The 14,313-nt window shown below is 42.0% G+C and carries 7 protein-coding genes, 2 tRNA genes and 3 rRNA genes; 8 read left to right on the forward strand and 4 right to left on the reverse strand.

Features of this window, described 5'->3' with window-relative positions; all coding sequences use genetic code 11:
* Positions 1-10: 10 nt before the first annotated feature.
* Positions 11-1,321 (reverse strand): branched-chain amino acid transport system II carrier protein, encoded by a 1,311-nt coding sequence (gene brnQ, locus ACPT8O_RS04065; RefSeq protein ID WP_041175428.1) that lies wholly within the window; start codon positions 1,319-1,321, stop codon positions 11-13.
* 187 nt (positions 1,322-1,508) lie between these two features.
* Between brnQ and nhaA the strand changes: the two genes are divergently transcribed.
* Positions 1,509-2,711 (forward strand): Na+/H+ antiporter NhaA, encoded by a 1,203-nt coding sequence (gene nhaA, locus ACPT8O_RS04070; RefSeq protein ID WP_041175373.1) that lies wholly within the window; start codon positions 1,509-1,511, stop codon positions 2,709-2,711.
* 38 nt (positions 2,712-2,749) lie between these two features.
* Here nhaA and ACPT8O_RS04075 read toward each other — a convergent pair whose 3' ends face one another.
* Complete coding sequence (locus ACPT8O_RS04075) at positions 2,750-3,211, reverse strand: Lrp/AsnC family transcriptional regulator (protein ID WP_021035588.1); 462 nt, start codon at positions 3,209-3,211, stop codon at positions 2,750-2,752.
* A gap of 118 nt (positions 3,212-3,329) precedes the next feature.
* Between ACPT8O_RS04075 and rarD the strand changes: the two genes are divergently transcribed.
* A complete protein-coding gene (gene rarD, locus ACPT8O_RS04080; protein WP_021035587.1) occupies positions 3,330-4,220 on the forward strand; it encodes an EamA family transporter RarD in 891 nt (296 codons plus the stop codon).
* 61 nt (positions 4,221-4,281) lie between these two features.
* On the opposite strand, the gene guaA is transcribed toward rarD, so the two are convergent.
* Both guaA and guaB read right to left on the reverse strand, forming a co-directional pair.
* Positions 4,282-5,853, reverse strand: coding sequence for a glutamine-hydrolyzing GMP synthase (gene guaA / locus ACPT8O_RS04085; protein WP_021035586.1), 1,572 nt, complete (start codon positions 5,851-5,853; stop codon positions 4,282-4,284).
* 108 nt (positions 5,854-5,961) lie between these two features.
* Entirely contained in the window at positions 5,962-7,428 is a 1,467-nt protein-coding gene (guaB, locus tag ACPT8O_RS04090) for an IMP dehydrogenase (protein ID WP_021035585.1), read from the reverse strand.
* A 129-nt stretch (positions 7,429-7,557) separates the two neighbouring features.
* On the opposite strand from guaB, the gene birA reads away from it, so the two are divergent.
* From birA to rrf, 6 genes are all read left to right on the forward strand, one after another.
* Positions 7,558-8,463, forward strand: coding sequence for a bifunctional biotin--[acetyl-CoA-carboxylase] ligase/biotin operon repressor BirA (birA, locus tag ACPT8O_RS04095; RefSeq protein ID WP_021035584.1), 906 nt, complete (start codon positions 7,558-7,560; stop codon positions 8,461-8,463).
* 355 nt (positions 8,464-8,818) lie between these two features.
* A 16S ribosomal RNA gene (locus ACPT8O_RS04100) occupies positions 8,819-10,355 on the forward strand.
* A 79-nt stretch (positions 10,356-10,434) separates the two neighbouring features.
* A tRNA-Ile gene (locus ACPT8O_RS04105) sits at positions 10,435-10,511 on the forward strand.
* A gap of 85 nt (positions 10,512-10,596) precedes the next feature.
* Positions 10,597-10,672: transfer RNA gene (locus tag ACPT8O_RS04110), tRNA-Ala, on the forward strand.
* A 402-nt stretch (positions 10,673-11,074) separates the two neighbouring features.
* Positions 11,075-13,972 (forward strand): 23S ribosomal RNA (locus ACPT8O_RS04115).
* Between the two features lie 198 nt (positions 13,973-14,170).
* Positions 14,171-14,286: ribosomal RNA gene (gene rrf / locus ACPT8O_RS04120) — 5S ribosomal RNA — on the forward strand.
* Together the 16S, 23S and 5S rRNA genes with 2 tRNA genes alongside form the textbook arrangement of a ribosomal RNA operon.
* Positions 14,287-14,313: the final 27 nt, after the last annotated feature.

Genomic DNA, 14,313 nt, shown 5'->3' on the forward strand with positions numbered 1-14,313 from the left:
CTTTGTGAGATTAAGAATGGGTTTTATGCAATGCTTTTCCAATAAAAATGCTTGCAACTAACATTACTAAAGTCGGAACCAACCAAGCCATTCCTTCAGATGAAAGAGGGAAGTGTTTCAATAATGAATTGATGCTTTCTGGTAACATTTTAACGTTATTTAAGCTGTCACATAAACTAAAACAAACCGTAACGAGCAATGTACTATTGTATGTAAATTTTATTGATGGAAGTTTTTTTCGTAAGAATTGCAATAAAACAAGCACAATAGCTACTGGGTAAATTAATAACAAGGCTGGGATCGTTATGCGAAGTAGATCCGTTAAACCATATTGTGAAACAGTGATTGTTATCGCGGTAAAAAGGGCGATCCAAAATGGATAGGAAAAGCGAGAGGAAAATTTTGCGAAATAATCAGCAGATGCGCTAGTTACACCAACAAGTGTTGTTAAGCTCGCTAATACAATAATACCAGCCATAATCCAAGTCCCAGCTGAACCGAATAAGACATTTACATAACGAGAGAAAATTTGTCCACCATTCGTTGCCCCTTCTGCAACTGCAGCACTGGTTGCACCTAGATAGAAAAGCGAAAAATATAAACTGGCGAGTAAAATGACAGAAACAAATCCTGCTGAAATGGTGTATTTCACAATATCTTTGGTTTTTGTCACATTTTTCGCTGATAATGCTCGGGCGACAATTCCACCAAAAGCAATGGCTGCAAGTACATCCATGGTTTGATAACCACTGGTTAAGCCGATTAATAAAGAATGGCTATTTTCATAAGCATTACTTGGCGCTTGAATTTCAGATAAAGGCGAAATAAATACGGTAATTGCTACAGCAATAAGTAACACTAATAAAGCGGGTGTCATAAATTTACCCACGCTTGAAATGATCGTATTTGGGCTAATCATAAAGCCCATCGCGATTAAGTTAAAAATGAGTGAGAATACAAAACGAACATTCGCATTATTTTCTGTTAAGTCTAAAGGCAACCACGCCATTTCATAAGCAACATTAGTGATGCGGGGCATTGCAAAGGTAGAGCCAATGGTTAAATAAAGTATAACGAGGAAACCTGTGCCAGCCCATTTTGGTAAATCTTTAGTAAGTTCTTCGCCACGACCTAAAATCGCTACCACAACAAGCGTAATAAATGGCATTAAAACGCCAGTTAAAACAAAGCCTAAGGAAGCACTCATCCAATGTTGTCCTGAGAAAAATCCTTCCATAGGCGGAAAAATGATATTACCCGCACCTAAAAATAAGGCGAAGATCATCATTCCTAAAACGATAATATCTTTACGTGAAAACATAATTTTTGACTCTAAAAATAAAAAGGCCTGCATTCTACTACAAAGTAGATAAAATCCCTATTGCGTAAAATTAAAAATGTGAATTTTGTCACAATATATGGCATTTTATCGACAATTCGCTAAAAATCCCGACAAAATCTACCGCACTTTTTCCTTTAACTTCGAAAATATGCTAGGATGCCCCTTTGTGAATTTTTTGCTATTTATTTTTAAAGGGGTTTATGTGATAAAACTGATCCAACGTTTTTTTAAATTAGAATCTGCTGGTGGTATATTATTGCTTTTTTCAGCTGTTGTTGCGATGTTGCTGGCTAATTCGCCGTTAAGCAACCAATATAATGATTTTTTAAATTTACCTGTAAGTTTACAAATTGGTAGTTTCTCAATTAATAAAACCTTAATTCACTGGATTAATGATGGTTTTATGGCGGTGTTTTTTGTATTAGTGGGAATGGAAGTAAAAAAAGAATTATTTGAAGGTGCGCTTTCAACCTATCAACAAGCTATTTTCCCTGCTATTGCAGCTATTGGCGGAATGGTTATACCGGCTGTAGTTTATTGGTTTATCGCTAAACAAGATCCAAGCTTAGCTAATGGCTGGGCAATTCCAATGGCAACAGACATTGCTTTTGTGCTAGGGATTATGGCGTTATTGAGTAAACAAGTGCCACTTCCATTGAAAATATTTTTACTTGCCCTTGCTATTATTGATGACCTCGGTGCGATAGTTGTTATTGCATTATTTTTCTCGCACGGATTGAGTGTACAAGCACTAATTTTTTCTGCTGTGGCAATTATTGCACTGATATTACTAAATCGTTTCAAAGTTTCCGCACTTTGCGCTTATATGGTTGTAGGTGCAATTTTATGGGCTTCCGTATTAAAGTCTGGCGTGCATGCTACTTTAGCAGGCGTTATTATTGGTTTTAGCATTCCATTGAAAGGTAAAAAAGGAGAACGCCCATTAGATGATTTCGAGCATATTTTAGCCTCTTGGTCATCTTTCGTTATTTTACCGCTCTTTGCATTTGCCAATGCAGGTGTGAGTTTTGAGGGCATAGATGTGAATATGATTTCGTCGCCATTATTATTGGCTATAGCAAGCGGTTTAATTATTGGTAAACCTATCGGTGTTTTCGGATTTAGTTATATTTCTGTTAAATTGGGATTAGCTAAATTACCAGATGGAATTAATTTTAAACAAATTTTTGCCGTTGCGGTTTTATGTGGAATCGGTTTTACGATGTCAATGTTCTTGGCAAGCCTTGCGTTTGATGCTAATGCGGGAGAAAGTGTCAATACTCTTTCTCGTTTAGGTATTCTACTTGGATCAACGGTTTCGGCAATACTTGGGTATTTATTCTTAAAACAAACGACAAAACTAAGTTAATCATACACAAAGTGCGGTAAAAATTTACCGCACTTGTTCTATAAGATAATTCCACTATCTGCTTTGGTAAAATTCATTACAAATAAACTTTTATAAGTTCTTACATGAAATTCACCCGTCAATACTCGGCGTGTGAATGCGTGATAGCTTTCCATATCTTTTGCATGGAGTAGCAACATAAAATCATAGTCCCCTGAGATTTCGTAACAGCTCACCACTTCGTCTTCTTGACGCATTTTCCGTTCAAATTGCTCTTGATAATAAGAATGTTGATTATCCATTTCGACCATGACAAATACGCTAATCGTACGCCCAACGGCTTTTGGGGAAACAACTGCAACTCGTTTTGTAATAACGCTTGAATCAGTTAATGCTTGCACACGTCGTTGACAGGTTGCAACGGAACTATTCACTTTCTCTGACAGTTCTTTTAACGGAATCATGGCATCTTGTTGTAATACATTCAAAATATGACGATCTAATTTATCCAGTGTTTGCATAAGATAATTTCTCAAAAATGTAATAATTGGGAGAAATATTATCACAATAAAAATAAAGTTGAGATTTTTTATTGTCTTGGGATTTTATAATAATCATATTGATGAGATGAGGTCCAAGATGAAAGTAGTCACTCAAGGCGTATTATTGTGTATTTTTTCACAATGTTTATTTGGCATATTGTATTTATTTAGCATATGGCTCCAACCACTTAGCGGAACAGATGTGTTTGCGTGGCGTATGCTGACCATGATCTTTGGGCTACTTTTAATTTTATTCCCGACTATTGGTTGCCGCTCTATTTTGTCTCTTATCACGACAACTTTAGGAAAAAGTTGGAGGAGTTGGGTTTTATTTTTACTGGGGACATTAGATGCGGGAAGTCAATTCTGGCTCTTTATGTGGGCACCGCTAAATGGTGAAGGGATAAATATTGTAATGGGATATTTCCTTTTTCCTCTGATCATGGCTGTTTTAGGATGGGCTTGGTTAAAAGAACGCTTATCATTTATTCAGAAAATCGCGCTTTTACTGGCTGCCTGTGGTGTTGCACATGAATTATGGCACACTCAAAGTTTTTCATGGACAAGCTTGTGGGTTTGTACGGTTTATCCATTTTATTATCTAAGCCGTAAATTGATGAAAATCCCTGCTCTACAAGGGATTACATTGGATATTATTTTAATTTCGATTCCTTGCTTTATTTATATTCTTTCTCAAAGCGATACACTTTCTTTAGTTACGCAAGAATATCGTTATTGGTTATTGCTACCAGCACTTGGCATGGTGAGTGCGATTTCGCTTTCAACCAACTTAAAATCCAGCCAACAAATTCCAGTCAGTATTTTTGCGGTGTTGAGTTATATCGAGCCGATATTGCTTTTTTTAATAGCTGTCTTTGTGCTGGATAATCAAATGACCACAAGCGACTATTTTACTTATGTGCCTATTTGGTTAAGTCTCATTGTTATTGGCATAGAAGGGCTTTTAAACAAAAATAAAGTGCGGTGAAAATTAACCGCACTTATTAAAGTTACTGAAATAATTAGAAAGTATCTGAAATAGAGATTTTCTATTCCCACTCGATTGTCGCTGGCGGTTTCCCGCTAATGTCATATACGACGCGGGAAATGCCGTTCACTTCGTTGATGATGCGGTTAGATACTTTACCTAATAAATCATAAGGCAAATGTGCCCAATGTGCGGTCATAAAATCGATGGTTTCTACTGCGCGTAGAGAAATAACCCAATCGTATTTACGCCCATCGCCCATTACACCAACAGATTTCACAGGCAAGAATACACTGAAGGCTTGGCTGGTTTTTTCATACCAACCGCTGTTGCGTAATTCTTCGATAAAGATTGCATCCGCACGGCGTAATAAATCGCAGTATTCTTTTTTCACTTCGCCTAATATACGTACGCCTAAACCTGGACCAGGGAATGGGTGGCGGTTGATCATTTCAGCTGGTAAGCCTAATGCTAGACCGATTTTACGTACTTCATCTTTAAACAATTCACGTAATGGTTCAACTAAGCCCAGTTTCATATAGTCTGGTAAGCCACCTACGTTGTGGTGTGATTTAATCACATGTGCTTTACCAGTTTTGCTTGCTGCAGATTCGATCACATCAGGGTAGATCGTACCTTGTGCCAACCATTTCACATTAGTGAGTTTTTTCGATTCATCATCGAATACATCAACGAATACTTTACCGATAATTTTACGTTTCGCTTCAGGATCTGATACCCCTGCAAGTTCGCCTAGGAAGCGGCTTTCTGCATCAACACGAGTGATGTTTAAACCGAATTTATCGCCAAACATTTCCATGACTTGATCGCCTTCGTGTAAGCGAAGCAAACCGTTATCCACAAATACGCAGTGTAAGTTTTTGCCGATAGCACGGTGTAAAAGTAATGCAACCACAGAAGAGTCCACACCACCAGATAAGCCTAAAATCACTTCATCATCGCCCACTTGTTCTTTGATGCGAGCAACGGCATCTTCGATAATGTTTTCAGCTGTCCATTTGGTTTCGCAACCACAGATGTTTACTACGAAGTTGGTTAATAATTCCAAGCCTTTTTTAGTATGCGTTACTTCAGGGTGGAACTGCACACCGTAGAAACGACGGCTTTCGTCTGACATTGCTGCGATAGGGCAGGTTAGCGTTGTGCCAGTTACTTTGAAGTTTTCTGGTAAGCGCGTTACCTTATCGCCGTGGCTCATCCAAACGTCTAATTTTGGCTCAGAAGCGGTCGAATTATCGTTTAAATTTGCAAAAAGTGCGGTGGAATTTTCAAGAGAAACTGAAGCATAGCCGAACTCTCTGTGATCAGATGTTTCGGTTAAGCCGCCAAGTTGCATCGCCATAGTTTGCATTCCATAGCAAACGCCGAGCACTGGAACGCCTGCGTTAAACACATATTCAGGCGCACGTGGGCTGTTTTCTTCAGTTGTGCTTTCAGGACTGCCAGAAAGAATGATACCCGTTGGAGCAAATTCACGGATTTGTTGTTCGGTTACATCCCAAGCCCAAAGTTCGCAGTACACACCAATTTCACGCACACGACGCGCAATCAGTTGAGTATATTGTGAACCGAAGTCGAGGATCAGGATTTTGTGATTGTGGATATTTGTCATTTATAATGCTCTTATTATTGATAGTGTGGACGGTTAATTTCCTCTAAAACTTTGCAAAAACCAACCGCACTTTAAACAGCAAAAGGCAGGCTAAAGCTCACCCTACAGTTACCCCATACGATAGTTCGGTGCTTCTTTAGTAATAGCAACATCGTGAACGTGGCTTTCTTTAATGCCTGCACCACTGATGCGAACAAATTCTGCTTTTGTGCGTAATTCTTCGATGGTTGCACAGCCAGTTAAACCCATACAAGAACGTAAGCCTCCCATTTGTTGGTGAATGATTTCTTTTAAATAACCTTTATATGGAATACGGCCTTCAATACCTTCTGGTACGAGTTTATCTGCCGCGTTATCCGATTGGAAATAACGATCTGATGAGCCTTTCGCCATAGCACCTAATGAACCCATACCACGGTAAGATTTAAATGCACGCCCTTGGTAAAGTTCGATTTCGCCTGGTGCTTCTTCAGTACCAGCAAGCATTGAGCCAACCATTACACAGCTTGCACCTGCAGCGATGGCTTTTGCAATATCGCCAGAGAAACGGATACCACCGTCGGCAATAACTGGAATACCACGATCTTTTAATGCTGCTGCTGCATCTGCGATAGCCGTGATTTGTGGCACGCCTACACCGGTTACGATACGAGTTGTACAAATTGAACCAGGGCCAATACCTACTTTCACTGCACTAGCTCCTGCATCTGCTAATGCGATTGCACCTTCAGCCGTTGCTACGTTACCCGCAACGATAGGTAAGTTTGGATATTTCGCTCGAGTTTCACGAACGCGTTGTAATACGCCTTCTGAGTGACCGTGAGAAGAGTCGATTAACAGTACATCTACACCAGCTTTCACTAATGCGTCAATACGTTCTTCATTGCCAGCACCTGCGCCAACCGCAGCACCAACACGTAAACGACCAAATTCATCTTTACACGCATTTGGTTTTTGTTCTGCTTTTTGGAAGTCTTTAACGGTAATCATTCCTTTCAGTTTAAAGCTGTCATTGACCATCAATACTTTTTCAACACGATGTTGGTGCATTAATGCTAAGATTTCTTCGCGAGTTGCCCCTTCTTTTACCGTTACTAAGCGGTCTTTTTTTGTCATTACTTGCGAAACGGTTTGATGTAAATCTTTTACGAAACGAGTGTCACGCCCAGTGATGATACCGATTAAGTTATTTTCGCTATCTACAACAGGGTAGCCTGCGAAGCCGTTTTTATTTACTAATTCCGCTAATTCAGCAAGGGTTAAATCGGGAGAAACAGTTACTGGTTCAGAAACAATACCGCTTTCAAATTTTTTCACTTTACGAACACGATCTGCTTGGCGTTCGATCGTCATATTTTTATGAATAAAGCCAATACCGCCTTCTTGTGCTAAAGAGATCGCAAGTTTGGTTTCAGTTACGGTATCCATTGCTGCTGAAAGCATTGGAATATTTAGGCGAATTTCTTTGGTAAGTTGAGTTGAAAGGTTGGCAGTATTTGGAAGCACAGTTGAGTGAGCTGGGACGAGTAGAACATCGTCAAAAGTAAGGGCTTCTTGTTTAATGCGTAATGACATTGCAATATTCTCGCTAAGTTGAAGTTAAAAAATATTGCGGCGGGATTATACAGATTTTACTTGATTTTGAAAACGAAATTTTAGGATTTATGCTATGATTTTCGCTCCGTTTGGTACAAGGAATAAATAATGAATTTCGCTTTATTGACATATTTAGCTGACTGTCAGCCGAAAGTGCGGTTTGAATTGGAAAAGTTTTCTAAAAATCTAGAGGAAGATATTCAACAATTACGTGAAATTGGTTTGGATATTCTCGTTGATGGACAAGATTATCGCTTAGTACCAATGCTTCCTTTATTAAATTCTCAGCAAATTTCAACCGCACTTTTTCCTTATGGCATCCATTATCAGCCGATAATTTCCTCTACAAATGAGTGGATACTACAAAATATTCTTTCATTAAAAAAAGGCGATCTTTGTGTGGCTGAATATCAAACTGCAGGGCGCGGTCGGCGTGGTCGCCAATGGTTATCGCCTTTTGCTGGGCAAATCATGTTTAGTTTTTATTGGACGTTTGATCCTAAAAAATCAATTGAGGGGTTAAGTTTAGTCATCGGTTTGGCGATTGCGGAAGTGCTAAATGTACAAGTGAAATGGCCAAATGATATTTTGTTTGATGAAAGAAAGTTAGGTGGCATTTTAGTCGAAATTGCTAATCATAAAAATGGCATGCTCAATTTAGTGATTGGCGTAGGTATTAATGTGTCGTTGTCAAAACAAACAGAAATTAGTCAGCCTTATGCGGAAGTGTGTGAAATTGATCCTGATGTAGAGCGACAAACTTTATTACCCAAACTTATACAACATTTATATACACGTTTAAATATCTTTGAGCAAAATGGTATTGATGAGGAATTTCAACAAGCATGGCAATCATATAATGCGTTTTCAAATAGTGAAGTAAAGGTGCTTACTGAGCAAGGTGTTATTTCAGGTATTGAACAAGGCATAGATGAACGTGGTTATTTAAAAGTATTATGTGGCAATAAAATTCAGATGTTTAATGGTGGAGAAGTTTCATTACGTAAGAAATAATAGCAATAAAAGTTTGACTATTCTAACCGCACTTTTTAATAAAATGCTTATATTTCCATCAAAAGATCATTTTTTTAAATATTTTTACAAAAAGTACTTGCAAGGGATTTGAAAATCCCTATAATGCACCGCACACAACGACGCACTGTTGTGAAGTTTTTAAGTTTCCACGTGCGTCGTTCTTTTTTGCTCTTTAACAATATATCAGACAATCTGTGTGGGCACTTGTTGATTGACTTGTTTTAAAAATATTTTTTAATTTTGAAGTCTTAATAGGTGCTTAACTGAAAATTCATAATTACTTTTTTAAGTAGTGTTTATTTATAGCTAAGCAGTATATTGAGCGATTGAACTTGAATTGAAGAGTTTGATCATGGCTCAGATTGAACGCTGGCGGCAGGCTTAACACATGCAAGTCGAACGGTAGCAGGAGGAAGCTTGCTTTCTTGCTGACGAGTGGCGGACGGGTGAGTAATGCTTGGGAATCTGGCTTATGGAGGGGGATAACGACGGGAAACTGTCGCTAATACCGCGTAGTGTCGAGAGACGAAAGGGTGGGACTTTTAGCCACCTGCCATAGGATGAGCCCAAGTGGGATTAGGTAGTTGGTGGGGTAAAGGCTCACCAAGCCTGCGATCTCTAGCTGGTCTGAGAGGATGACCAGCCACACTGGAACTGAGACACGGTCCAGACTCCTACGGGAGGCAGCAGTGGGGAATATTGCGCAATGGGGGAACCCTGACGCAGCCATGCCGCGTGAATGAAGAAGGCCTTCGGGTTGTAAAGTTCTTTCGGTATTGAGGAAGGTTGATGTGTTAATAGTACATCAAATTGACGTTAAATACAGAAGAAGCACCGGCTAACTCCGTGCCAGCAGCCGCGGTAATACGGAGGGTGCGAGCGTTAATCGGAATAACTGGGCGTAAAGGGCACGCAGGCGGTTATTTAAGTGAGGTGTGAAAGCCCCGGGCTTAACCTGGGAATTGCATTTCAGACTGGGTAACTAGAGTACTTTAGGGAGGGGTAGAATTCCACGTGTAGCGGTGAAATGCGTAGAGATGTGGAGGAATACCGAAGGCGAAGGCAGCCCCTTGGGAATGTACTGACGCTCATGTGCGAAAGCGTGGGGAGCAAACAGGATTAGATACCCTGGTAGTCCACGCTGTAAACGCTGTCGATTTGGGGGTTGGGGTTTAACTCTGGCGCCCGTAGCTAACGTGATAAATCGACCGCCTGGGGAGTACGGCCGCAAGGTTAAAACTCAAATGAATTGACGGGGGCCCGCACAAGCGGTGGAGCATGTGGTTTAATTCGATGCAACGCGAAGAACCTTACCTACTCTTGACATCCTAAGAAGTTTGCAGAGATGCGAATGTGCCTTCGGGAACTTAGAGACAGGTGCTGCATGGCTGTCGTCAGCTCGTGTTGTGAAATGTTGGGTTAAGTCCCGCAACGAGCGCAACCCTTATCCTTTGTTGCCAGCGATACGGTCGGGAACTCAAAGGAGACTGCCAGTGATAAACTGGAGGAAGGTGGGGATGACGTCAAGTCATCATGGCCCTTACGAGTAGGGCTACACACGTGCTACAATGGCGTATACAGAGGGAAGCGAAGCTGCGAGGTGGAGCGATCTCATAAAGTACGTCTAAGTCCGGATTGGAGTCTGCAACTCGACTCCATGAAGTCGGAATCGCTAGTAATCGCGAATCAGAATGTCGCGGTGAATACGTTCCCGGGCCTTGTACACACCGCCCGTCACACCATGGGAGTGGGTTGTACCAGAAGTAGATAGCTTAACCTTTAGGAGGGCGTTTACCACGGTATGATTCATGACTGGGGTGAAGTCGTAACAAGGTAACCGTAGGGGAACCTGCGGTTGGATCACCTCCTTACAGAAGACGAGAGACAGCGAGTGCTCACACAGATTGGCTGATAGTTGTAGACAAATGAGCAGAAGAAAACATTACCCTTGGGTCTGTAGCTCAGGTGGTTAGAGCGCACCCCTGATAAGGGTGAGGTCGGTGGTTCAAGTCCACTCAGACCCACCACTCTGAGAGTGGATAAAGGCGTAATGGTCAATCATTTATTATAAAAATATTAACTAATTAATATAATAAATGATGAATGATAAATGGGGATATAGCTCAGCTGGGAGAGCGCCTGCCTTGCACGCAGGAGGTCAGCGGTTCGATCCCGCTTATCTCCACCACTTATCATCGTTAAGTAAATTAGAAAAAGACAAAGTAATAAGGTATTGAGATAGTATTAAGCTATTTTAAATATTAGGTTATTTTATTCTTAGTTTTAAGTTTAATTTTAAATTTAATTTTTTTAGTTTATTTAACGATGATAACTGAAAAGTTTTATCAACTGTTCTTTAAAAAATTGGAAACAAGCTGAAAACAAGAGATTTTCGAGAGAAAGTCTGAGTAGGCAAGACAGGAAAGTGAGAGGAGGGAACTGAGAAGGAAACTCTAAAAACAAAACCTGTTTTGCATAAAATCTTGATTGAACAAAAGCAATCAAGTGTTTAGTTGAATGAAAATACGCATCAAATTGACCGTACTTTGAAGTGAAAACTTAAAGTGATTGAAAACATTTGAGGTTGTATAGTTAAGTGACTAAGCGTACAAGGTGGATGCCTTGGCAATCAGAGGCGAAGAAGGACGTGCTAATCTGCGAAAAGCTTGGATGAGTCGATAAGAGGCGTTTAATCCAAGATATCCGAATGGGGAAACCCAGTAGATGAAGAATCTACTATCAACAAGTGAATACATAGTTTGTTGAGGCAAACCGGGAGAACTGAAACATCTAAGTACCCCGAGGAAAAGAAATCAACCGAGATTTCGTCAGTAGCGGCGAGCGAAAGCGAAAGAGCCAGTAAGTGATAACAGTATGGTTAGGAGAATGTGTTGGGAAGCACAATCAAAGAGGGTGATAATCCCGTATCTAAAAACCATATTGTGGTACTAAGCTAACGAGAAGTAGGGCGGGACACGTGATATCCTGTTTGAAGAAGGGGGACCATCCTCCAAGGCTAAATACTCCTGATTGACCGATAGTGAACCAGTACTGTGAAGGAAAGGCGAAAAGAACCCCGGTGAGGGGAGTGAAATAGAACCTGAAACCTTGTACGTACAAGCAGTGGGAGCCCGAAAGGGTGACTGCGTACCTTTTGTATAATGGGTCAGCGACTTATATTTTGTAGCGAGGTTAACCGAATAGGGGAGCCGAAGGGAAACCGAGTCTTAACTGGGCGAATAGTTGCAAGGTATAGACCCGAAACCCGGTGATCTAGCCATGGGCAGGTTGAAGGTTGGGTAACACTAACTGGAGGACCGAACCGACTAATGTTGAAAAATTAGCGGATGACTTGTGGCTGGGGGTGAAAGGCCAATCAAACCGGGAGATAGCTGGTTCTCCCCGAAATCTATTTAGGTAGAGCCTTGAGGTGACACCTTTGGGGGTAGAGCACTGTTTCGGCTAGGGGTCCATCCCGGATTACCAACCCGATGCAAACTACGAATACCAAAGAGTGATACTCAGGAGACACACGGCGGGTGCTAACGTCCGTCGTGGAGAGGGAAACAACCCAGACCGCCAGCTAAGGTCCCCAAGTCTATATTAAGTGGGAAACGAAGTGGGAAGGCTTAGACAGCTAGGATGTTGGCTTAGAAGCAGCCATCATTTAAAGAAAGCGTAATAGCTCACTAGTCGAGTCGGCCTGCGCGGAAGATGTAACGGGGCTGAAATATAGCACCGAAGCTGCGGCATCAGGCGAAAGTCTGTTGGGTAGGGGAGCGTTCTGTAAGCGGATGAAGGTTAATCGAGAGGTTAGCTGGACGTATCAGAAGTGCGAATGCTGACATAAGTAACGATAAAACGGGTGAAAAACCCGTTCGCCGGAAGACCAAGGGTTCCTGTCCAACGTTAATCGGGGCAGGGTGAGTCGGCCCCTAAGGCGAGGCTGAAAAGCGTAGTCGATGGGAAACAGGTTAATATTCCTGTACTTGGTAAAGCTGCGATGTGGGGACGGAGTAGGTTAGGTTATCGCACTGTTGGATATGTGCGTTTAAGTTGGTAGGTGGGAAGTTTAGGCAAATCCGGGCTTCTATTAAACACTGAGAGATGATGACGAGGCTCTACGGAGCTGAAGTAACTGATACCACACTTCCAGGAAAAGCCACTAAGCGACAGGCTTTACTAAACCGTACTGAAAACCGACACAGGTGGTCAGGTAGAGAATACTCAGGCGCTTGAGAGAACTCGGGTGAAGGAACTAGGCAAAATAGCACCGTAACTTCGGGAGAAGGTGCGCCGGCGTAGATTGTAGAGATTTACTCTCGAAGGTTGAACCGGTCGAAGTGACCCGCTGGCTGCAACTGTTTATTAAAAACACAGCACTCTGCAAACACGAAAGTGGAGGTATAGGGTGTGATGCCTGCCCGGTGCTGGAAGGTTAATTGATGGTGTAATCGAAAGAGAAGCACCTGATCGAAGCCCCAGTAAACGGCGGCCGTAACTATAACGGTCCTAAGGTAGCGAAATTCCTTGTCGGGTAAGTTCCGACCTGCACGAATGGCATAATGATGGCCAGGCTGTCTCCACCCGAGACTCAGTGAAATTGAAATCGCCGTGAAGATGCGGTGTACCCGCGGCTAGACGGAAAGACCCCGTGAACCTTTACTATAGCTTGACACTGAACATTGAATTTTGATGTGTAGGATAGGTGGGAGACTAAGAAGTAGTCACGCCAGTGATTATGGAGTCATCCTTGAAATACCACCCTTTAACGTTTGATGTTCTAACGAAGATTGCGGAACGCGGTCTCGGACAGTGTCTGGTGGGTAGTTTGACTGGGGCGGTCTCCTCCCAAAGCGTAACGGAGGAGCACGAAGGTTTGCTAATCACGGTCGGACATCGTGAGGTTAGTGCAATGGTATAAGCAAGCTTAACTGCGAGACAGACAAGTCGAGCAGGTACGAAAGTAGGTCATAGTGATCCGGTGGTTCTGAATGGAAGGGCCATCGCTCAACGGATAAAAGGTACTCCGGGGATAACAGGCTGATACCGCCCAAGAGTTCATATCGACGGCGGTGTTTGGCACCTCGATGTCGGCTCATCACATCCTGGGGCTGAAGTAGGTCCCAAGGGTATGGCTGTTCGCCATTTAAAGTGGTACGCGAGCTGGGTTTAGAACGTCGTGAGACAGTTCGGTCCCTATCTGCCGTGGGCGTAGGAGAATTGGTTGGGGCTGCTCCTAGTACGAGAGGACCGGAGTGGACGCACCACTGGTGTTCCGGTTGTGTCGCCAGACGCATTGCCGGGTAGCTAAGTGCGGAAGAGATAAGTGCTGAAAGCATCTAAGCACGAAACTTGCCAAGAGATGAGTTCTCCCTGTCTTTAAGACAGTAAGGGTTGTTTAAGACGAAGACGTAGATAGGTCTGGTGTGTAAGTGATGTGAGTCATTGAGCTAACAGATACTAATTGCCCGAGAGGCTTAACTATACAACGCTCAAGTGTTTTTGAGAAAAGAGCGAAAGAGAAGAGTAGACAAACAACTTAAATATAGAAGACTTAATAGAAAGGAAAAATAGAAAGAAAATCGAGTTCAGCTTGTTGCCGATAAGAAGAAGAGAGACGAAAAGCGAAAAAAGTGAAGTCGTAAAAGAGAAGAAACAAAGAGAGAAGTTATTAAAGAATTATCCCGGCGGCGATAGTGCGGTGGAACCACCTGAGACCATACCGAACTCAGAAGTGAAACGCTGTAATGCCGATGGTAGTGTGGGGTTTCCCCATGTGAGAGTAGGGCACCGCCGGGTTTTATTTTTTTAGTTTATTCATTGAGT

Source organism: Haemophilus sp. HN_Hi08 (assembly GCF_049824455.1).
Lineage (GTDB): Bacteria > Pseudomonadota > Gammaproteobacteria > Enterobacterales > Pasteurellaceae > Haemophilus > Haemophilus influenzae_D.

Coding starts and splice junctions, on each gene's coding strand:
- guaA (WP_021035586.1), bottom strand. CDS start 5,853: ATGACAAATATCCACAATCACAAAATCCTGATCCTCGACTTCGGTTCA.
- rarD (WP_021035587.1), top strand. CDS start 3,330: ATGAAAGTAGTCACTCAAGGCGTATTATTGTGTATTTTTTCACAATGT.
- ACPT8O_RS04075 (WP_021035588.1), bottom strand. CDS start 3,211: ATGCAAACACTGGATAAATTAGATCGTCATATTTTGAATGTATTACAA.
- birA (WP_021035584.1), top strand. CDS start 7,558: ATGAATTTCGCTTTATTGACATATTTAGCTGACTGTCAGCCGAAAGTG.
- brnQ (WP_041175428.1), bottom strand. CDS start 1,321: ATGTTTTCACGTAAAGATATTATCGTTTTAGGAATGATGATCTTCGCC.
- guaB (WP_021035585.1), bottom strand. CDS start 7,428: ATGTCATTACGCATTAAACAAGAAGCCCTTACTTTTGACGATGTTCTA.